The sequence below is a fragment of the Enterococcus sp. GPZ-007 genome, assembly GCF_059374735.1.
On sequence record NZ_JCAFYN010000031.1, the window covers coordinates 1 to 19,870 of the forward strand.

The following is a 19,870-nucleotide window of genomic DNA, read 5'->3' on the forward strand; positions in this document are numbered from 1 at the left end:
TCTTTGGAAATACCACAAAAGTATGTCATCTTTAATTTTCAACGTCTTTGAGAATCAGAGGAGAAATGAGAACGATTCTCTATTGGAAGTCTTGCGGGAGAAAATTCCCTTCGTTATACTAAGGGAGTGATTGTAAATGTTTACACAAACTTAAGGATGTCGAAGAAAAGCATCTATCGAAAATTTGAACAAATCCTATTGGAGGTGGAAAAAATGGTTAGACGATGACTTTGAGTGCCGCAAAACTTAGAGGTTCTAAGAACGTCAACTGAATATTTTTCCTCCTCGGATCTGGACAACTAAAAAAATTTATCCAGGAGCAGGCCTTTTTTGGTGTGCTCTTTTCTTTTGGAGGAAAAGCTGACGAATGGTGGATACTGCGTACGTAATTATGGATCAATCAACGATTCGAGAGTTTATACCTCAAAATGAGAAAGGATGGGTTTTATGGAATTGAAAACAAGTTTACCAGAGATTTTTGATGATTTTGGCGAAGCGCGAAGACAGGGCTTTTTAGCGGTTAAGGAGATCAAGGAACAAGGCAAACCAGTTGTGGGGGTGTATTGTACCTTCATGCCGGAGGAATTGGTGTTGGCTGGCGGAGCGATCCAGATCAGTCTGTGTTCAACTTCGGATGAGACGATTCCTGATGCCGAGGAAGATCTGCCGCGTAATCTTTGCCCACTGATCAAATCAAGCTATGGCTTTGGTAAAACGGATAAATGTCCATACTTCTATTTTTCTGACTTAGTGGTAGGCGAAACCACTTGTGACGGCAAGAAGAAAATGTATGAATATATGGAAGATTTCAAGGACACGTATTTGATGCAGCTGCCCCACATGCGGGATACGGAAGAAAGTAAAAAATTGTGGTACAGCGAATTAGTCCGCTTCAAAGAAAAGCTGGAAGATTTCTTAGGTGTAGAGATCACCGATGAAAAGATTCGCGAAGCCATTACCTTGAAAAATCGTGAACGAAAAGCGAAACAAAATTTTTATCGTTTAGGTCAATTAAATCCGCCAGCCATTACTGGACAAGAGATTTTCCAAGTGATGTACGGCTCGCAATACAAATTTGATAAAGAAGAAGTTATTCAAATGCTGGAGGAAACAACAGCTAAGGTCAAAGAAGAATATGAAGCAGGGAAACGTTTGGATGCGAAACCAAGGATCTTAGTGACTGGTTCGCCAATGGGCGGGGTGACGGAAAAAGTCATTCGCGCGATTGAAGAAAACGGCGGTCTAGTAGTAGCATATGAAAACTGTACGGTGGCGAAAGCCGTGGAGCGCTTAGTCGATGAAACAGAAGAAGATGTGTATCAAGCCTTGACGGATAAATACATCAATATCGGCTGTGCCTGCATGTCGAATAACCAGCCGCGTAAAGAGTTATTAAGTCAAATGATCGACGACTATCAAGTCGATGGCGTCATCGATATGGTCTTGCAGAACTGTATTCCATTCTCAGTGGAATCCTTGAAGATCAAACGCTTCTTGAATGAAGAAAAACATACACCATATATGTATTTGGAGACGGATTACTCGACTTCAGATATTGAGCAAATCAACACCCGCGTGACTGCGTTTATCGAAATGTTAGAGGAAGAGGCTGTATGTACACAATAGGATTAGATTCTGGTTCCACCACAACAAAGGGCGTGCTCTTTTTCGATGGAAAATTGATCGATAAATATTTGATCCCTACGGCTGGAAATCCAAAAGGTGCGATGTCTGATGTTGTTGATTATTTCAAACGAAACGATGAGTTAACAGATGTGAAGCTAGTGACAACTGGCTATGGGCGGAAATTATTGCCTGCGGATCTGGTGGTCACAGAAATTACTTGTCACGGAAAAGGAGCGGACTATCTTTCTCCCGGAGTCAAACAGGTCATCGATATTGGTGGACAAGACTGCAAAACGATTCAATTAAACGGCAAAGGCAATGTCGTAGAGTTCAGTATGAATGATCGTTGTGCCGCTGGAACGGGGCGTTTTGTGGAAGTGATGATGCGGACATTAGGAGAAGACATTACGGATTTGGATCATTTTGTTCAAGCGGCCAAACCAGTTACTATTAATAGTATGTGCACGGTCTTCGCTGAATCAGAAGTGATCAGTTTGATCTCAAAAGGGGAGAATCGCGAAGACATCGCGTTAGGTGTCCTGCATTCCATCGCACAACGAATCAGCAGTCAGTATTCCAAGCTGCGACCGGTTCGAGGCGAAGAAGTGCTATTTACCGGCGGACTATCCAAAAGTGCAGCTTTCGCTAAGGTCTTGGAGCAATATGTCTCAGCACCGGTAAAATGTGATGAGTTATCGCAATATGCCGGAGCCATTGGTGCGGCGCAGATTGGAATAAAGAAATTAGGCTAAACAAAAAGGATGCGGCTATTGAAGCTGCATCCTTTTTAGCTGTCTAAAGGCAATACTAAATGCCGGCAAATAGAGGAAGAATAGTGAAAGGCGCTGCCAAAAGCCGCGAGTAGATGAAAGCAAGCCACCGATCAGCGGTAAATAATAGGCCGCGAATAAAATCAGTGCTAGGATCGAACCAATCAAACAAACAGAATAAAAGATGGAAGCTGCTTTTTGCTGCCTCAAGCTTGCTTGATAAGCCAACAGCAATGGCACAAACATCATTGCTACCATTGATATTCCAGAAAAGACCGCATGCAGAAAATAAGCGGGGCTAAAAAAGCTAGCTGATTCACTGATATGTACCAACGCTGTCAGGATACAGTCACCAAAGCCGTAAAGGGCGATCGCTCCTGCCAGAATTTGCGCTAAACGCTTTGATTCCGACTGAAAGAAAGAATAGACACCGAGACTCGACAGGACAAACAAAGTTCCCGTGACAACGGAACCATTATTAAAATATGTTTGGACGGGACTTGTCGGCTCTCCCAACTGACTGATGATCATGGTCATTTGGTCAAAGCCTGGATAAAATCGTCCCAAGTAATAGGGCAATGAAAAATCCCCAACAACTGCGAGGATAAGAAATAACGGAGAAAGCTTTTTTAAAAGAGACATTAGAAACTCCTTGTGATTGATTTCCCTTCATAATACTGCACTTTTTATAAAAAATCGAGAGTATAGAATACTGAGTTTTATCACATCTTCTCAGATGAAAAAAAATATTTCCAGATTGACTGCATAGTCATTGACTCGTTAGTCAAAAAGGAGTATTCTCTCGGTATAGAAATGACTTACACAAAAAGGGAGTAAAAAATTATGGCTAATCAAATCGTATCATTAAATAAAGTAGAAAAAAGATTTGGCAAATTTCAGGCATTAAAAGATGTAACCTTTGATGTCAATAAGGGCGAAGTATTAGGGTTTATCGGTCCTAATGGGGCAGGAAAATCGACTACGATCCGAATACTATTAGGGATGCTGAAGAAATCTGGCGGTGAGGCAACGATCTTTGGTAAGGATGTGTGGAAAGAAGACACAGCGATTCACAAAGATATTTCCTATGTTCCCGGCGACGTCTTTCTTTGGCCCAATTTGACCGGTGGCGAGATCATTGATTTATTATTGCGGTTGAATGGTCAGAAACGCACCCAGAAAACCGAAGAACTGATCGCAAAATTTCAATTAGATCCGAAGAAAAAGTCGCGGACGTATTCAAAAGGAAATCGGCAGAAAATCGCCTTGATCGCCGCCTTATCTCAGGAAGCAGAGCTTTATATTTTTGATGAACCAACTTCCGGCTTAGATCCGTTGAATGAAAAGACCTTCCAAGAAGAGGTTATGAAATTAAAAGAAGCGGGAAAAAGTATTTTACTGTCTAGTCACATTTTATCAGAGGTCGAAAAGATGTGTGATCGGATCGCGATCATTCGTGAAGGGGAGATCATCGAAACCGGTGATCTGGCATCCATGCGGCATTTGACTCGGCTGGAGATCACAGTAGAAACAAAAACGTCTCTTGATGGCGTTGAACAATTAACAGGTGTGCATAAGGTGCATTTTTCAGATGAGGCGCATCAAGAAGCGGTCCTTTCCGTCGACCGGGAACAAATGACACCCATCATGGGCTTTTTAGCAGAGAAACAAATCATCAATTTGACTTCTACACCGCCAACCTTGGAAGATTTGTTCATGCGCTATTATGAAAAACAAGGGGCTGATTCTAATGAGTAACGGAGCAAAAACAGGCTACCTGCTTAGAGCTAATCTGAAACAAAATCGCATCAAACATCTTGCCTGGATCGCGATTTTAGTTGGTTTGTTCGCCTCGGCAGCGACGAAATTCAATGTTCTATTTGGTACCCAGTCAGATATCAATGCGATCGTCGCGACATTGAAGACGCCAGCGATGGTCTCGCTTTTCGGTGAATTTTCGGCAACGAAGCCTTACACGACGGCAAATGTCTTCGCCTCAGAGATGCTAGTCTTTATGGGGATGTTCATGGTTTTTATGAATATTTCTTTAGCGATCTCCAATACTCGGGCGGAAGAAGACTCAGGATTGTTGGAAATGGTCCGTTCACGGACGGTCGGACGGTTAGCCCCAACCTATGCAACCGTACTGGAAATCCTTTTGATCAATGGCTTGATGGGAATTTTGTACGTAGGCAGTCTGATTGCAGCTGACTTGAATGGCGCTACGATGCGAGGTGATATCTTGATGGGAGCCAGTATCGCCAGCATCGGGATCATGTTTGGCTTTATCAGCTTGTTGATGGCACAGCTGGCAAATAATTCCCGCAGTGCAAACTTCATGAGTTATGGGCTATATGGCTTCTTTTATATTATTCGAATGATGACAGATGTGACAGACCCTGATTGGACTTGGTTATCTCCAGTCGGCTGGATTCAAAAAACGGCGATCTACACCCATGATTATTGGCTGCCAGTCATTTTGACGCTTGCTTTAGGCGTTATTTGCCTAGTGATTGCGATCAAGATCGTTGAAACTCGTGACATCGGTAGCGGATTGCTAGCCGCACGAGATGGCAAAGCCAAAGCTGGAAAGTTACTGTCTTCACCATTGGGACTGGTACTGTCTGTGGAACGCAATAGTATCATCGGCTGGATCTTTGGCGGCTTTGTATTAGGTGCGGCCTATGGTTCGATCTTCAGCACGATTGGCGATATCATCGGCAGTAATCCGACCTATCGTAAGATTCTTGGGGTGACGCAGATTCATGCCGCTAATCGGGAATTGATCTTGAATTATTTAAACATGTTAGGGATGTTTTTTGTCGCAATCGCAGCAATCAGCGGGATTTTAATCATTTTTCGGTTGAAGTCAGACGAGAAAAAAGGCTATTTAGAAATTCTTCATTCCAAAAGCATTTCTAAAACCCGTTTAGCATTCAGCTATTTTGGTGTTGGAACGATCGTGAGTGCAGTAGTCTTCTCGGGGACTTTAGTGGGAGCCTTCTTTATTGGCAATAGCACAATGGATAATCCAATTGCCACAAAGTATTTCTGGGAAACATTGGCCGGTTTCCTGCCAGCAACATTGTTCTTTGTCGGAATCGGTACATTCCTGACGGGAGCCTTGCCAAAGCTGACCAATATTCTGTGGATTTATTTAGCTGCCAGTGTCTTAGTCAAAATGTTCGGTCCGTTATTGAATCTGTCTGATGAGGTTGCGAATATCTCGCCTTTAGGCTGGGTAGGTAAAGTGCCAACAGAAACTATCGATGGCACACTGGCGATAATCTTATTGACGGTTTTTCTAGTTTTGACGATTCTTGGGATAATCGGCTACAATAAGCGGGACTTGGGGTGATTTGATGAAAGAAGTAGTAAAAGATCCGCAAAAAGAAAAAAGTATTTTAGCTACCAGCGCAAACTTATTTGGACAATACGGCTATCGTGAGACGAAGACTGATCAAATCGCTGAAGAGGCAAAGGTCTCAAAGGGGCTGCTGTTTCATTATTATGGCAACAAAGCCGGCTTGTATGAAGCGACGTATAGTTATGCTTCCGACTTTTTTTACCAACGGGTTGATTTTTCGATCTGGACGGAGGCTTCCGATCTGTTGGAAATGGTGGTGGATGCCACCAAATATAAAATCGAGCTGCAGTTAAAATATCCGATTGAGTTTGATTTTTTAATGAAGGTGTATGCAGAAATGGCGTTGCTGCCTGAGCCACTGAGAACGTCAATGAAGGAGCGACTGGAAATTGATGTTAAACGTAATATGACCTTAACCGATGAAGTCATCAGCAAATTGCCATTGCGTAGCGATGTCCGAGAAGCCGATGTGCTGGAGACGATCTATGCGGTACTAAACAGTGAGACAGCCAAGATCCAACAGGAGTTGGCACAGCATCCTGATTGGAAGACGATGGAAGACTTGGTGCCGGTGATCGATCGCTTGAAGCGCAAATTGAAAATTCTTGAATACGGCTTTGTTGAACAATAAAAAAATCTGCGATCTCGTATGGAGTCGCAGATTTTTGTTTTTTATAATTCACTAAAAATCATCATCACGAACAGTCCCTCTTCAACGAGTGCTCCGAAGAAAAGAAGCAAGCTATCGACAAAGAGCACACTCATATTCGTACCGAATAGCACAGCTAAACGCTCTAATTTATCCTCGATCTGTTTCTCTTTGAAATAGACGAGGAAAAGATAGAAATTAGCCAACACAAGTATAATCATTGAAAGTATGATGGCGATCTTCATTCGTGTACCCCTTCACTTGATTTAATCATAAATCTGTTTCTACTATTCATTATACTACGCCGCCTTTAGAAAAAAAGGAAAACTACTTAACCTTAAAAACCGCTTTATAAAAGTTAATTAATGGGAATAGCTAAAAGAAAACGCATTCCATAAAACTTGATATTTTAGGGAAAGTATATTATTGTTATGACAATAGAACTTTCAAGGAGTGATATTTTGAACGAAAAACTAGCTAAAGGCAAAGGTGCGAGCCCTTTGTATAGTCAAATAGCCGATGATTTAAGATTTAAAATCGTTTCAGGTGAATGGGGCGATGGTGAAAAAATACCGCCAGAATTGGATTTGTGTGATATCTATCATGTCAGTCGAATCACGATCAGAAAAGCGATCGACGAATTGGTGCGCGAAGGGCATTTGTATCGTGAGCGGGCAAAAGGAACTTTTGTTTTATCAATGGATCATTCCACGGAAAAGGAACATTACACGATGGTCCGCAGCTTTACCCGTGAAATGGAGGAACTAGGAAAAAAAGTCCGAACGTTGGATGCTCAAGTCAGTTTGATCCAGGCCGCTGAACGGATATCTCAGCAATTAGGGATCGAAAAAGGCTCAAAGGTGCTTCAACTAAGAAGGACCCGAGGTGTCGATGACGGAAAAGCCTTCGCTTATTTTGTGACCCATATCCCCTACACAGAGAATTTTTCGCTAGACAGTAAAGATTATTATGGCTCCTTGTACGATTACTTAAAAACTTTCGATATCGTCATGAGTGAAAGTAAAGAATATGTTGAGGCACTGAATGCAACGCCAGAAATTCAAGCTGTTTTAGCTGTGCCAGAAAATACCCCGATTTTAAAACGAGTCCGAATGGTTTCTAGTGCAGATGGTCAGTACAAAGAAATCAGTGATTGCTACTACATCGGGGACCAATATCGTTACTATGTTGAATTTTAAGTCAGTAGAAAAGTGTAAAGTGATCGCGATCATTTTACACTTTTTTTAAAAAAAGGAAAGAAAGCGTTGTCTTTTTATACAAAATGGCTTATAATCATTTTGTGCTATTGTTATAACAAAATGACATAAAGAGAACAGGAGTGTTGAAAATGGCAATATCTTTTATTCGAATCGATGACCGAATCATTCATGGACAGGTAGTGACACGCTGGATGAGTGAGCGAGCTTGTGATGGTGTTGTGGCAGTTGATGACCGTTCTGCCAACAATCCAACGTTAGCGAAAGCACTTAAGGGTGCCGTTCCCAAACCTTTGAAGGGGTTCGTCATGACTGTTGATCGAACCGCGTTGAAGTGGGAAGAGATCGTCAGCAGCAAGAAAAATTACTTTTTGATCGCGAAAACCCCTGAGACACTTGTCCGACTATATGATGCTGGAGCAGATTTTATTTCTTGCTATCCGATTTTGAATGTTGGTCCAATGAGTGCACGAGAGGGTGCCGAAAAAATCGGGCCAAATGTTGCGATCACTGAAGGAGAACGAGCAGCCTTCGAACGCTTGGATGCATTAGGGATGGATATTCAGTTCAAATTAGTACCGGATTCAAAAGGGTTTACTTGGAAAGATATCAAAAAATAAAGAACGGAGGAACTTATTATGTTTTTTTTCCAAGCTGTATTGATCTCATTGCTGTGCTACTTGGGTGCACTCGGCACTCCTTGGTTGATGGGATTGACCGGCGGCTGGTACACGATCAGCCGCCCATTGGTATCAGGATTCTTGATTGGACTTATTTTAGGTGATGTAACACAGGGAATTATTATCGGGGTCGCTATTCAGGCTGTGTATATCGCAATGGTGACACCAGGTGGACAAATGCCGGCCGACTTGAACTTTGTTGCGTATCCGGCTATTGCTCTAGCGATTTTATCTAATTCAACGACAGAAGTAGCAGTCACTTTGGCTACAACGATTGGGGTTATCGGGACGATCGTATTTAACTTTTTCCAAGTCGCTAACTCTTTCTGGAATCACCGGGCGCAAAAAGCGATTGAAGAGGGAAATGAGCAAGGCTTCCACTTCAATTCAATCATTGGTCCGCAGTTATTGAGCTTTGCATTACGTTTTATTCCTTCATTTCTAGTGATTTACTTTGGTTCAAGCTTTGCCAAAGAATTACTGGAAAGCATGCCGCAATATTTGATCGATGTAATGGGGATTCTAGGCGGGGCGCTTCCTGCAATTGGGATCGTGATGCTGTTAACGGCAGTTATCAAAGAAGACATTATGCTGCTGTTCTTCCTTTTTGGTTTCGTTTGTGTGATTTTCTTAAAATTGAATATGATTGCCTTGGCAATTGTCGCAGGCGTAATTGCTTATATTTTCTTCCAAGCAAAATCTAAGCCAGTGGTGAAAGCAGCTACGGAAGATGGTTCTTATGACGATTTCGATGATGAGGAGGAATTTTAATGGAACAAAAAAAATCGTATCAGCTTTTAGATAAAAAGACGCTGAACAAATCCTATATTCGTTGGATGATGTATAACTTAGTTGCAACGAGCTTCGAATTTTTGGAAGCCTTTGGTTTTGCCTTGTCGATGGAGCCGATTGCTAAACGTTTATACAAGGATGACCCTGAAGCACAAAAAGCGATGTTGAAAAGACATTCCGTTTTCTACAATACGGAACCGCAAATCGGCGCATTGATCAATGGGGTGGTCGTTGGATTAGAAGAACAACGAGCATTAGGAAAAGAAGAGATCGATGATGATTTCGTAAATGGCTTGAAGGTTGGCTTGATGGGACCGATAGCAGGGATCGGCGATTCGATGATTCCGGGAATGTTGATTCCTATCTTACTTTCGATTGGTATGGGGCTTTCTGAGAAAGGCAGCATTTTAGGTCCAATCTTTTACATTGTCGCCTATAACACAATTATTATGTTGGGAACGCGTTTCCTATTCTTTAAAGGCTATGAACTGGGCGCCGAATCGGTGGATACCTTTGTAGGTGAAAAAGCCCAACAAATTACGCAGGCTTTCTCAGTTCTGGGGATGATTGTGATTGGTGGGGTTGCCGCAAGTTATGTCAATTTGAAACTGCCGATAGTCCTGAAATTTAGCAGCGCTAAAATCGATGTCCAAAATATTCTCGATGGTATTTTTCCGAACTTATTGCCTTTGCTTTTAGTACTTGTTTCTTGGTATTTGATGGCGAAGAAAGGTGTTTCAGCGTTGAAGCTGATCGGGATCTATTTTGTAGCTGCCTTTGGCGGTGTAGGAATCGCGTATTTGATTCAAATGATGTTTTAGATTAAATCGAGCAGAAGGAGCAATAACCATGATCGGAGTCTTATTAGTGAGCCATTCAAAGCTGGCTCAAGGTATGAAAACAGCAGTAGAATTTGTCGCTGGCGAACAGAGAAATTTCTTTTCGCTTGGAATGGAAGAAGCAGGAGTTGCTTCGTTTCGAACAGAATTAGAAAACTTAGTAGCAAATTTTTCAAAAGACATCACACAGATGATTATTGTCTGCGATATTCCCGCAGGTTCACCGGGGACGAATGCCTATGATATCTTAACACAGACAGATTTAGAAGTTGAAATGATATCAGGTATGAATTTAGCGATGCTATTAGATATGATTTTGATGCGAGATGGCAAAGAATTTCAGCAATTGATTGATGATGGAATCAAGGCTGGTCAAGAAAGTATTGGTCGGATGGATTTCTCAGAGGAAGACGAGGCTGAGGAGTTCTAATGTCATATCATTATGATTATTAAAGAGGGGTAAAAATGACGTATAATTTGCAACCGGAGATCAAGATTAAACATACTGCACAAACATGGAAAAGCTACCAACAGATTGTGGAAGAGCTAAGCAAGCAGTTTGAAGCTGGAAAGAAAACGGTCACTTTGGAATGCTACCCAGGTGTAAACTTGTCTGAGCTGGAGGAACAGCTGTTGAGTAAATTGACAGATGTGCGACTAGTTAAGGCGGATGATTACGCCTATGATGCTGAGACGTTAACGAATAAAATAGCTGCGAATCTGACAGAAGATCGTGTCTTTGGGATCATGTCACATGCGACGCTGGATGAATTTTATCCAGAATATGAGGTGAAGCAATTGCAAAAGGAACTGGTGAAAGAAAAGAAAAAAATCGTCGTTTATGGTACGGGCGCTGCAATCTTGCAGCCAGATCCAGACATTTTATGCTACGCCGATTTAACACGTTGGGAAATTCAAAAACGGCATCGCGCGGGCATGCCGAACTGGAAGGCGGCGAACGAACAGGAAGACAATCTAAAAAAAGTAAAACGCGGGTTCTTCTTTGAATGGCGAGTTGCTGATCGATTGAAACAAAAGCTGACAGAACGAATCGATTATCTGATCGATACGAATGTTCCGAATCAGGTGAAAATGGTTGATGGTGCAAGCTATCGTGTTGCATTGGATCAAATCGTGGAGCAGCCTTTCCGTCTGGTTCCTTATTTCGATGCGAGTGTTTGGGGCGGGCAATGGATGAAGAAAGAGTTTAACCTAGACCCTGAAAAGGAAAATTACGGCTGGGCCTTTGACGGTGTACCAGAGGAAAATAGCCTGTGCTTGGATTTCTCTGGAACAAAAATCGAGATTCCGGCGATCAATGTCGTGCACCAGCGTCCGATTGCTTTACTTGGAAAAAAGGTTCAAGCACGCTTTGGCAATGAATTTCCGATTCGTTTCGATTACCTAGACACTGTGGGCGGTGGAAATTTAAGTCTGCAAGTTCATCCGCGAGTGGATTATATCCAAGAGAAATTCGGGATGAATTATACACAGAATGAAAGCTACTATATTTTGCAGGCATCTGAAAAATCGACCATTTATCTGGGGGTAAAAGAAGGAGTTGAGAAAGAAGAATTGTTTACAGAATTGCGTAAGTCAGAAAAGGGTGATTATCGTTTTCCTGATAAGAAATATATCAACTGTTTCCCTGTGAAGAAGCACGATCATTACTCGATTCCAGCTGGTACGATCCATTGTGGCGGCCCCGATACTGTAGTATTAGAAATCAGTCAAACGCCATACATTTTTACCTTCAAATTATGGGACTGGGAACGACTAGGTTTAGACGGTGTTCCAAGACCGGTTCATCTAGCACACGGGGAGGCGAATGTAAATACGGCTTATGATACGGAATGGGTTCAAGAAAATCTGATCAATCCATTTGAAACACTTCATGAAGATAGTGACAGTCGTGTTGAAAAGACTGGATTGCATGAGTTAGAATTTATTGAGACACACCGTCATTGGTTCAAAAAGGAAGTAACGGTAGAGGTTCATCAAAGCGTCAATATGTTGAACTTGGTAGAAGGAGAAGCGATCACGGTCGAAAGTCTGGATAACAGCTTCGAACCATTTGAGATCCATTATGGCGAGACATTCATTGTACCTGAAGCAATTAAAGAATATAAATTAGTCAATCAGGGGAATCCAGATAAAGAAGTCGCAGTGATCCAAGCATTTGTTAGAGATTTATCCTAGTTAAGGAGAAGAAAAATGATTGAAACAGGGTTAGGTATAGTTTTTAATGAAACAACCCATGAGTTTATTTATCAACCGGCTGTTTTTGGTCCGTCTCACGCCGAGCAACGTTATTTAAAAGACATTCTTCACAGTATGGCGGATTCTGAGGCGACAGGACCTGAGATTGTTTATTCGATTGCAATGGATGTCGGCTTGGAAAATGATCGAGCTGATTTACTGGAACGAGAATTACTTTTTGGCATCGTCGCATATGCTGATGGTTCAATTGGTAAAGAACCGGTCAAAAGCCAGGGACACATCCACTCGGTTTCGAAAGCCTGTCAGATGTCGACACCCGAGGTTTATGAGATTTGGTCTGGAGAAGCGATTATTTATATGCAGGAAAGAGCATCGGATAATCCGGGGCCTTGTTACGCTGTTCGAGCTAAAGCTGGAGAAGTCGTGATCGTTCCGCCTGGTTGGGCGCATTGCACGATTAATGCCTCAAAAACGAAACGAATGATCTTTGGCGCTTGGTGTGTGCGGGATTTTGGTTTTGAATATGATGAGGTTCGTGCACATAACGGTTTGGCTTTCTATCCCAAGTTTGACGATCAAGGCATGATCATTTGGGAGAAGAATCCAAGCTATCAAGCAACCGAGTTGATCGAAAAATCACCACGTGAATATACGGAGTTTGCGCTCAATTCTAAACTTCCGATCTACCAGCAATATGAACAAGATAAATCGATGTTCGACTTTGTCGTACGACCAGATTTGTGCAAAGAAAAATGGGTAAATTATCTTCCATAAAATAATAGGATAAGGAGTCCGCAATGATTAAAAAAAGTAATGTCATGTATAACGGGGAAACCTTCAAGCTCGAAGGCAAAGGAATCAAAGAAAAAGAAACCCGAGCAAAAGACTTAGCTGGCTACTTCTTTGATTCAGCAGCTTATCAACAGTTAGATCCAGAGACGGTGATGTATCAGGTTGAATTTCAAGATAATGGTTTAGCCGAAGGAACTCCCGGAGGACTTTATTATGGTATCACCCATTTGTATCCTGGTGTAGTGGGCAAAGAATATTTCCTGACAAAAGGACACTTTCATGAAAAACGAGATACAGGTGAATACTATTTTGGCTTGCAAGGACATGGGCTACTAATGATGACAGAAAATGGCGAGACAAAATTGGAAGAAGTTATTCCAGGCTCTGTCCACTATATTCCTAGAAATATGGCTCACCGTTTGATTAATACTGGAACAGAAATGCTATCGGTTTCGGCCTGCTGGCAAACAGAATCAGGCCATGACTATGCACCGCCAGAAGAAATGTTCCCGCAAAGGGTCTTCCGAGATTCAACAGGGATGGCTGTTATTAAAAAGAATAGTTAGAAAGAAGCTGGATCGGCAAAAATGCTGATTCAGCTTCTTTAAGATAGTTTTAAACTCACTTTGCTTTTTCAGCGAATAAATTAAATCGACTGACAGCGGTCTGTCGCTCCGCTATACTAAACGTAAGAGAGTTACAAAGGGGATGAGGTCGATGAACTTTGCTGCATCGGATTTTGAATATTATGAACGCACGATCAAAATCATGTATCAGAATTATTATTGGAAACGGATTACGATTAGTGTAGTTGCATTAGCTATTATTATGGCTTATAGCGGGATTTTCCGTGATAATTTATTTTTGAATGTTTTATTGATGGTACTGTTGGCAGCTTTGATAGTCTATCTTTTTTTGGAAAAGCAAAAGTTTCCGGAGGTTTATCAAGCTTTTCTGGAAGAAAATCAGCCGGAAGTTAAGATTCAAAAAATTCAAGAAGAAGAATATAGCTACAACGTGATGGATGATGAAAAGGTTCGGATTAATAAGAAAAATGTGCGCAACTTGCCTTCCAATAACAAGCAATATACGATGATGGTTGGCTTTGCTAAGGCGTTCTTTTCGCGGGAACCGTTGCAAATCGTTTATTACGATATGCTTGATCTTACATATGAGGAAAAATTCCGTCTGAAACGCAATGGCTACAGCTCTGTACCACGCTTTTTACGCCGCTTTACCTTGAGTAACTTGAAGGCGAGCGCCGGAAATGCGGTCAGCTTCATTTTAGGAAATATTTTTCTACTGTTTATTTTGTTTCGTTTATTGCGTTACTTGTGGTCGTTCTTACGAATGTTCTTCTGATCATTTATGACAATACGGACGATCGTCATAAAAGGGACTTATCGTTTACAGTAGGAATGTAATGGAAATTTTGACAGAAAAAGATTATTTCAAATTATTAGTACTGGTTCTTCGACATTCAGCTAACTCTGCTGGGTGTCTTTTTTTGAAGGTGAAAAATGCTATATGAATATATAGTTTGCGTTATTTAAATTCGTTCTCCTATGTATTTTCCCCTAATGATTTAATGAGTTATTTGAATTTTTTTCAATATGTGGAAGTAATTCTGTTTCGTTTGAGTATCTTATTTCTGTATAGGACATTAAGAGAATAGAATCGCCTCTTATGGCGAAAAATTAGAAATCATTTTTTGGAGAAAGGAAGTACAATTATGATGACTACAGCAAAAACACAGATTACTCAAAGGAAAATTTTTGGAATGAAGAGGACAAATCTTGAAAAATCTATCATAAAATTTTACCAAGAAACGAAGAATGCGGCATTGTTAGTGGAATATGCGGTAGCAATCATGGTGAGAAATTCATTAGTGATCGGGGATTTCCAACTGCTTTTTCCAGAGCAGATTAGGGAAATATTTCTACATGCGGAGCCAACGAGAATGCTGCGTAAATTTTGTCCATTTTTTGAACTGTATTTTGCACCAGCTGAGTGGGAGCAGGTCAAAGCCAGAATGTTCAAGCATCCAAAGGAATTTCGTAAGTTGGAAGCTGCGCTTCGTCCCTATAAAGACTATTTATACGCTCAAACGACCGCCATTGAGGAACTAGATGGGCAGCAATATAAGATTATCTCCGTTTTTGAAGATGCCAGTGGCAAACTGCATACCTAGAACTTAAGCGATGCTGATCCGAATATCGCTATAGAGAAGGCTGATGCTATGTTGAAGCTGCTCACGATGTTGACAATCTTTCGAAAAAATGACGTACGTCGGTTTGTAAAGCTGGAAAAATCCGATATCGTCAATTGTACACGCAAATCACTTGTGAAAAAGGAAAAAGTTCAGGATGAATCCGATCAAGATACAGCTGATTTAGCAGCAGATGATGCCTTGGTTTTTCTTGATGATGACGATTTTTTAAATGATGACAATGAAAAAACAGATATGAAGGTAAAACCGACTGCTATTAGTACCAGTATTGACGAAAATTCTAATACAACAACTAATCAACTGCCTGGCACCAGCAATATCGGAACTTTGACTAAAGAAAAAGCGACATCGCCTACAGAGAAGCCCGCTATGGCCCTTTCCGCATATGAGAAAATGAAAATTAATCTTAAGAAGCCGAAGAGTAAAAAACAAGAGAAAAAAGATCATGAGCAAGAGTTGTATAAAAAGACACCACAGGGCCGTAAAAAGAAAGGCGAATCAAGGAAGAAACGGAAAAAGCGTTAATAATGGTTCTATTCCGACAGCACCTTTCTTCAGCAAAAGGAATTTTAGTAAAATATCGAAAAGATTTCGCAAGTTGTTTCCTCTTACATGATAAACTATTTTTGAAATCGTTTTACTAATGATCCAGGAGGGGAAGAAATTGATCAATACAATTATTGTTGGACCGCGTGGAAAAATGGGGCGCTTTATCACGCAGATTGCCGCTGATAGCAAGGAGCTAGCGCTAGTGGCAGGAGTAGCACCAAAAGATCGTGACTATATTGGACAAGACTTAGGTCAGGTGACCTTACTTGGTCGTGAAATTGGTGTACCTGTTGTAGATGATTTAACGGAAGTAATTGAAGCATGCGATGTTATCATTGATTTTTCCACAAAAGAAATGGGACTTGAGGTTTTACGTTTAGCCAAAGAGTATAAGAAGGCCTTAGTCTGTGGAACGACTGGCTTTAGTTCAGATGAAATGGATTTATTTCGAGAAGCTGGGGAAACAATACCGATGCTTTATGCCGCAAATACTTCTAAGCTGGTCAATGTTATGAACAAGTTGCTGCAACTAGCAACTTCTGCGATCGGTGAGGAAACAGATATTGAGATTGTAGAAATGCATGATCGTTGGAAAAAGGATGCGCCGAGTGGTACAGCAAGAGAAATGGGTGAGTTGATTGCACGGGAATTAGGTGCGGAGCTTTCAGATTTTGCAGTTTATGGTCGAGAAGGAGCAGGAGAACGTAAACCGAGAACGATCGGCTTTCACTCTGTTCGAATGGGAGACACCCCCAGCAGTCATACGGTTTTCTTGGGTGGCTTTGGCGAGCGCTTGGAAATCAGTCACCATTCAACGGATTGGCGGGGCTTTGCCAAAGGGGCTTGTGATTGCGCGATCTTCTTAGCCAAGCAATCATCGGGCTATTACTCTGTTTCAGATGTATTGAAGCTGTGACATGAAAAATTTTTCTGTGATCTGAACTTTACGAGAAAGACTTTAAAATCATGCTTTTTCAGGCAGAAAGTTTTTTAGAGATGATTTTTTATCTTTCTTCGGAGAGTTTATTAATTGACTTCTCATTTTCTAAGTGCTAAATTGAGTTCAATCATTTAAGGAGGTCAGGACTCATGACAAACAACACTGTGAACTTTATGAATCTTCAAACAGTTGAATCAGCATGTTGTTGTATGGTGCAAAAAAGCAGCATACGAATTTGTCATGTCTATTAACTGTTCTGAACTCGTTTAAAAAAGAAGGAAACTTCTAATTTAAGACGATCCCAAGAGGTGCAGCTTTAATAGCTGCACCTCTTTTTTGCGAGTCCGGCTTTTCGCAACTTGTAAAAGGTGACGAAAAATCTATTGGTTAGAGGCATATAAGGTACAGGAAGTATAGTCGGATCGTATGCGTACGAAAATAACTTCATTTTTCTGGTTTTTAGAAAAATGATTTCAAATCCATTGAGCTAGCTGCTGTTGTTATCACAGACTAGAGTGATTAAAAATTCCAAGACAGGAGGAACAGCTATGTGTTGTTGCTTAACAGATGAACGCTGAAAAACTTACTAACAGGAGGAAATAAGATGCATTTATCAACCAAATTGATCCATGGAGGAATCAGTGAAGATCCGCTGACAGGAGCGGTCAGTGTACCGATCTATCAAACATCGACTTATCGTCAAACAAAATTAGGGCATCCAGGTGACTTCGAATATTCTCGTTCTGGGAATCCAACTCGCATGGCATTGGAGGAATTGATTGCCGAACTTGAAGGCGGTGTGAAAGGCTTTGCCTTTGGTTCTGGCTTGGCAGCAATTCATGCGACGTTATCCTTATTCCAACCAGGAGATCATTTGATTTTAGGTGACGATGTTTATGGTGGAACCTTCCGCTTATTAGAAAAAGTATTCAAACCGCTAGGGTTAAGTTATACGATGGTGGATAGCCGTGATCTAGCCCAACTTGAAGAGGTGCGGACAGATCAGACGAAAGCTCTTTATCTAGAAACACCTAGTAATCCTTTGTTAAAAATAGTCGATATAGAGAAAAGTGCTGCTTGGGCGAAATCACACAACCTATTAACTATTGTGGATAACACTTTCGCTACACCATATCTACAACAGCCATTAGCACTAGGTGCGGATATTGTCTTGCACAGCGGAACAAAGTATTTAGGTGGACATAGTGATTTAGTCGCTGGTTTGGCAACGACAAACAAAGAAGAACTAGCCGAAAAAATCGGGTTTTATCAAAATTCGATCGGCGGTGTCTTAGGGCCTCAAGATAGCTGGCTGCTGCAAAGAGGGATCAAAACCTTAGCTGTCAGGATGGAGGCTCATCAGAAGAATGCGGAAACGCTCGCAAACTATTTAGTTTCTCATCCAGACGTAGCAAACGTATACTATCCTGGGTTAGATAATCACGCCGGTCATGAGATCGCCGCAAAACAAATGCGCGGCTTCGGTGGGATGGTTGCCTTTGAATTGGTGGATGAGACAAAAGTAGCGGAGTTTGTTGAAGCGTTAGAAGTCATTACTTTAGCCGAAAGTTTAGGCGGAGTGGAAAGTTTGATCGAAGTTCCAGCCGTGATGACCCATGCATCGATTCCTAAAGAAAAACGCGAAGCCTCTGGAATAAAGGATGGCTTAATCCGTTTATCGGTTGGAATAGAAGATATCGAAGATTTGAAGCATGATTTAAGCCAAGCATTAGAAGGGAAAGAATAAAATGAAAAAATCAATGATCGCAGTTGCCAGTTTATTAGTCGTAGGGGTCTTGTTTTTGGCAGGCTGCCAGTCTAAAGCTGACAATAATGAAGCAGGTTCAAAAAATATTTTGCGGGTCGGAACAGAGGGAACATACTCTCCGTTTTCTTATCGAGATGATAATGACAAGCTCACTGGCTACGATGTAGATGTTGCCAAAGCAGTTGCTAAGAAAATCGATTACAAAGTGAAATTCGTTGAAGCTCCATGGGATTCGATGTTAGCCGCTTTTGATGCGAAGAAATCTGATGTGATTTTCAATCAAGTATCGATCACTCCTGAAAGAAAAGAAAAATACTTGTTTAGCACACCGTATTCCATCTCTCATCCAGCGTTGATTGTCAATAAAGACAACAATGAGATCAAAGATTTCGCTGATTTGAAAGGGAAGAAGTCTGCACAATCATTGACCAGTAACTATGCACAAATGGCAGAAGACCTTGGAGCTGAAATATCCAGTGTTGATGGCTTTAGCAAGGCAGTAGAATTAGTCAGTGACAAACGTGCAGATGCGACATTGAACGATGATGTAACTTATTATGACTATCTAAAACAAAAGCCAGATGCACCAATTAAAATTGTGAAAACCTCGGATGAAGCAACCGAAGTAGCTGCAATGTTCCATAAAGGCGATGAAAAATTAGCTGAAAAAGTTGATAAAGCCATTAAAGAATTAGAAGCCGATGGTACATTGACAAAGCTGTCAGAAAAGTATTTCAATAAGGATATTTCTAAATAGAGGGGAGGAGTAAGTAAAATGGAACGAATGATTGAAATTATTCAAAGCTCGGCGGTTCCGTTGTTTTGGGCACTGTTAAAAATGACGATTCCGTTGACCCTAATCTCTTTTGCATTAGGAATGGTTTTGGCATTGATTACAGCTTTAGCACGGATTTCAAAGAACCGTATTCTGAATGGGATTTTCTTTCTCTATGTATGGATCTTCCGCGGAACTCCGTTACTAGTTCAGTTGTTTATTGTCTTTTTTGGGCTCCCTTCCGTGGGAATCCAAATGGATGCTTGGACAGCGGCGATTTTAACATTCTCATTAAATACTGGCGCGTATGCTTCTGAAAACATTCGTTCCGCATTACTTGCGATTCCTCAAGGTCAATATGAATCGGCTGCTTCACTGGGAATGAGCCGTTGGCAGATTTTGTATCGCATTATTGCACCGCAGGCTTTTAAGATTGCTTTGCCGCCGTTGTCTAATAACTTTGTTAGTTTGGTAAAGGATACGTCATTGGCAGCCAGCATCACAATTGTTGAGATTTTTATGACCGCCCAACGCATCGCTGCTCGAACTTACGAGCCATTGTTGCTATATAGCATGGTGGCGGTCTATTATCTGGTCTTTTGTACCTTCTTGAATTATCTGCAGTCCGTACTTGAAAAACGGATGGTCTATTAGGA

General features: G+C 41.3%; 22 protein-coding genes. 20 read left to right on the forward strand and 2 right to left on the reverse strand.

Going from position 1 to position 19,870, the window contains the following annotated elements; translation table 11 throughout:
- Positions 1 to 447: 447 nt before the first annotated feature.
- On the forward strand, positions 448 to 1,626 hold the full coding sequence (locus AC4J95_RS14715) for a double-cubane-cluster-containing anaerobic reductase (RefSeq protein WP_494550516.1): 1,179 nt from the start codon (positions 448 to 450) through the stop codon (positions 1,624 to 1,626).
- Positions 1,614 to 2,378: an acyl-CoA dehydratase activase gene (locus AC4J95_RS14720; protein ID WP_494550517.1), complete on the forward strand. Its 765-nt coding sequence runs from the start codon at positions 1,614 to 1,616 to the stop codon at positions 2,376 to 2,378. Before AC4J95_RS14715 ends, AC4J95_RS14720 begins: the two co-directional genes overlap by 13 nt.
- A gap of 15 nt (positions 2,379 to 2,393) precedes the next feature.
- On the opposite strand, the gene AC4J95_RS14725 is transcribed toward AC4J95_RS14720, so the two are convergent.
- Positions 2,394 to 3,038 carry a DUF998 domain-containing protein gene (locus AC4J95_RS14725; RefSeq protein ID WP_494550518.1) on the reverse strand — a complete coding sequence of 215 codons (645 nt, stop codon included), beginning with the start codon at positions 3,036 to 3,038 and terminating at the stop codon, positions 2,394 to 2,396.
- A gap of 201 nt (positions 3,039 to 3,239) precedes the next feature.
- Here AC4J95_RS14725 and AC4J95_RS14730 point away from each other — a divergent pair, with 201 nt between their 5' ends.
- The 3 genes from AC4J95_RS14730 to AC4J95_RS14740 are packed head-to-tail and all read left to right on the forward strand — an operon-like array spanning position 3,240 to position 6,394.
- Positions 3,240 to 4,154, forward strand: a complete 915-nt coding sequence (locus AC4J95_RS14730; RefSeq protein WP_494550519.1) for an ABC transporter ATP-binding protein — start codon at positions 3,240 to 3,242, stop codon at positions 4,152 to 4,154.
- On the forward strand, positions 4,147 to 5,754 hold the full coding sequence (locus tag AC4J95_RS14735) for an ABC transporter permease (RefSeq protein ID WP_494550520.1): 1,608 nt from the start codon (positions 4,147 to 4,149) through the stop codon (positions 5,752 to 5,754). Before AC4J95_RS14730 ends, AC4J95_RS14735 begins: the two co-directional genes overlap by 8 nt.
- Positions 5,755 to 5,758: 4 nt before the next feature.
- A complete protein-coding gene (locus AC4J95_RS14740; protein ID WP_494550521.1) occupies positions 5,759 to 6,394 on the forward strand; it encodes a TetR/AcrR family transcriptional regulator in 636 nt (211 codons plus the stop codon).
- 41 nt (positions 6,395 to 6,435) lie between these two features.
- On the opposite strand, the gene AC4J95_RS14745 is transcribed toward AC4J95_RS14740, so the two are convergent.
- Positions 6,436 to 6,657: a hypothetical protein gene (locus tag AC4J95_RS14745; protein ID WP_494550522.1), complete on the reverse strand. Its 222-nt coding sequence runs from the start codon at positions 6,655 to 6,657 to the stop codon at positions 6,436 to 6,438.
- A 216-nt stretch (positions 6,658 to 6,873) separates the two neighbouring features.
- Between AC4J95_RS14745 and AC4J95_RS14750 the strand changes: the two genes are divergently transcribed.
- From AC4J95_RS14750 to AC4J95_RS14820, 15 genes are all read left to right on the forward strand, one after another.
- Positions 6,874 to 7,611, forward strand: coding sequence for a GntR family transcriptional regulator (locus tag AC4J95_RS14750; protein ID WP_494550523.1), 738 nt, complete (start codon positions 6,874 to 6,876; stop codon positions 7,609 to 7,611).
- A gap of 149 nt (positions 7,612 to 7,760) precedes the next feature.
- Positions 7,761 to 8,249, forward strand: a complete 489-nt coding sequence (locus tag AC4J95_RS14755) for a PTS sugar transporter subunit IIB (protein ID WP_494550524.1) — start codon at positions 7,761 to 7,763, stop codon at positions 8,247 to 8,249.
- An 18-nt stretch (positions 8,250 to 8,267) separates the two neighbouring features.
- Positions 8,268 to 9,080: a PTS mannose/fructose/sorbose/N-acetylgalactosamine transporter subunit IIC gene (locus tag AC4J95_RS14760; RefSeq protein WP_494550525.1), complete on the forward strand. Its 813-nt coding sequence runs from the start codon at positions 8,268 to 8,270 to the stop codon at positions 9,078 to 9,080.
- The gene (locus AC4J95_RS14765; RefSeq protein ID WP_494550526.1) at positions 9,080 to 9,922 is read left to right on the forward strand and encodes a PTS system mannose/fructose/sorbose family transporter subunit IID; all 843 of its coding nucleotides are present in this window, start codon (positions 9,080 to 9,082) and stop codon (positions 9,920 to 9,922) included. Before AC4J95_RS14760 ends, AC4J95_RS14765 begins: the two co-directional genes overlap by 1 nt.
- Before the next feature lie 28 nt (positions 9,923 to 9,950).
- Positions 9,951 to 10,370 carry a PTS sugar transporter subunit IIA gene (locus tag AC4J95_RS14770; protein ID WP_494550527.1) on the forward strand — a complete coding sequence of 140 codons (420 nt, stop codon included), beginning with the start codon at positions 9,951 to 9,953 and terminating at the stop codon, positions 10,368 to 10,370.
- 35 nt (positions 10,371 to 10,405) lie between these two features.
- On the forward strand, positions 10,406 to 12,139 hold the full coding sequence (locus AC4J95_RS14775; protein WP_494550528.1) for a class I mannose-6-phosphate isomerase: 1,734 nt from the start codon (positions 10,406 to 10,408) through the stop codon (positions 12,137 to 12,139).
- 15 nt (positions 12,140 to 12,154) lie between these two features.
- Positions 12,155 to 12,934, forward strand: a complete 780-nt coding sequence (locus tag AC4J95_RS14780; RefSeq protein ID WP_494550529.1) for a glucose-6-phosphate isomerase family protein — start codon at positions 12,155 to 12,157, stop codon at positions 12,932 to 12,934.
- Positions 12,935 to 12,957: 23 nt separating this feature from the next.
- Entirely contained in the window at positions 12,958 to 13,518 is a 561-nt protein-coding gene (locus tag AC4J95_RS14785; protein WP_494550530.1) for a glucose-6-phosphate isomerase family protein, read from the forward strand.
- 151 nt (positions 13,519 to 13,669) lie between these two features.
- On the forward strand, positions 13,670 to 14,314 hold the full coding sequence (locus AC4J95_RS14790) for a hypothetical protein (RefSeq protein WP_494550531.1): 645 nt from the start codon (positions 13,670 to 13,672) through the stop codon (positions 14,312 to 14,314).
- Between the two features lie 370 nt (positions 14,315 to 14,684).
- Positions 14,685 to 15,143, forward strand: a complete 459-nt coding sequence (locus tag AC4J95_RS14795; protein ID WP_494550532.1) for a hypothetical protein — start codon at positions 14,685 to 14,687, stop codon at positions 15,141 to 15,143.
- A 48-nt stretch (positions 15,144 to 15,191) separates the two neighbouring features.
- Positions 15,192 to 15,707, forward strand: coding sequence for a hypothetical protein (locus AC4J95_RS14800; protein ID WP_494550533.1), 516 nt, complete (start codon positions 15,192 to 15,194; stop codon positions 15,705 to 15,707).
- A gap of 139 nt (positions 15,708 to 15,846) precedes the next feature.
- Positions 15,847 to 16,647: a 4-hydroxy-tetrahydrodipicolinate reductase gene (dapB, locus tag AC4J95_RS14805; protein ID WP_494550534.1), complete on the forward strand. Its 801-nt coding sequence runs from the start codon at positions 15,847 to 15,849 to the stop codon at positions 16,645 to 16,647.
- Positions 16,648 to 17,275: 628 nt separating this feature from the next.
- Positions 17,276 to 18,418 (forward strand): cystathionine gamma-synthase, encoded by a 1,143-nt coding sequence (locus AC4J95_RS14810; RefSeq protein WP_494550535.1) that lies wholly within the window; start codon positions 17,276 to 17,278, stop codon positions 18,416 to 18,418.
- Between the two features lies 1 nt (position 18,419).
- Positions 18,420 to 19,196, forward strand: a complete 777-nt coding sequence (locus AC4J95_RS14815) for an amino acid ABC transporter substrate-binding protein (RefSeq protein WP_494550536.1) — start codon at positions 18,420 to 18,422, stop codon at positions 19,194 to 19,196.
- Between the two features lie 18 nt (positions 19,197 to 19,214).
- Positions 19,215 to 19,868, forward strand: coding sequence for an amino acid ABC transporter permease (locus tag AC4J95_RS14820; protein WP_494550537.1), 654 nt, complete (start codon positions 19,215 to 19,217; stop codon positions 19,866 to 19,868).
- Positions 19,869 to 19,870: the final 2 nt, after the last annotated feature.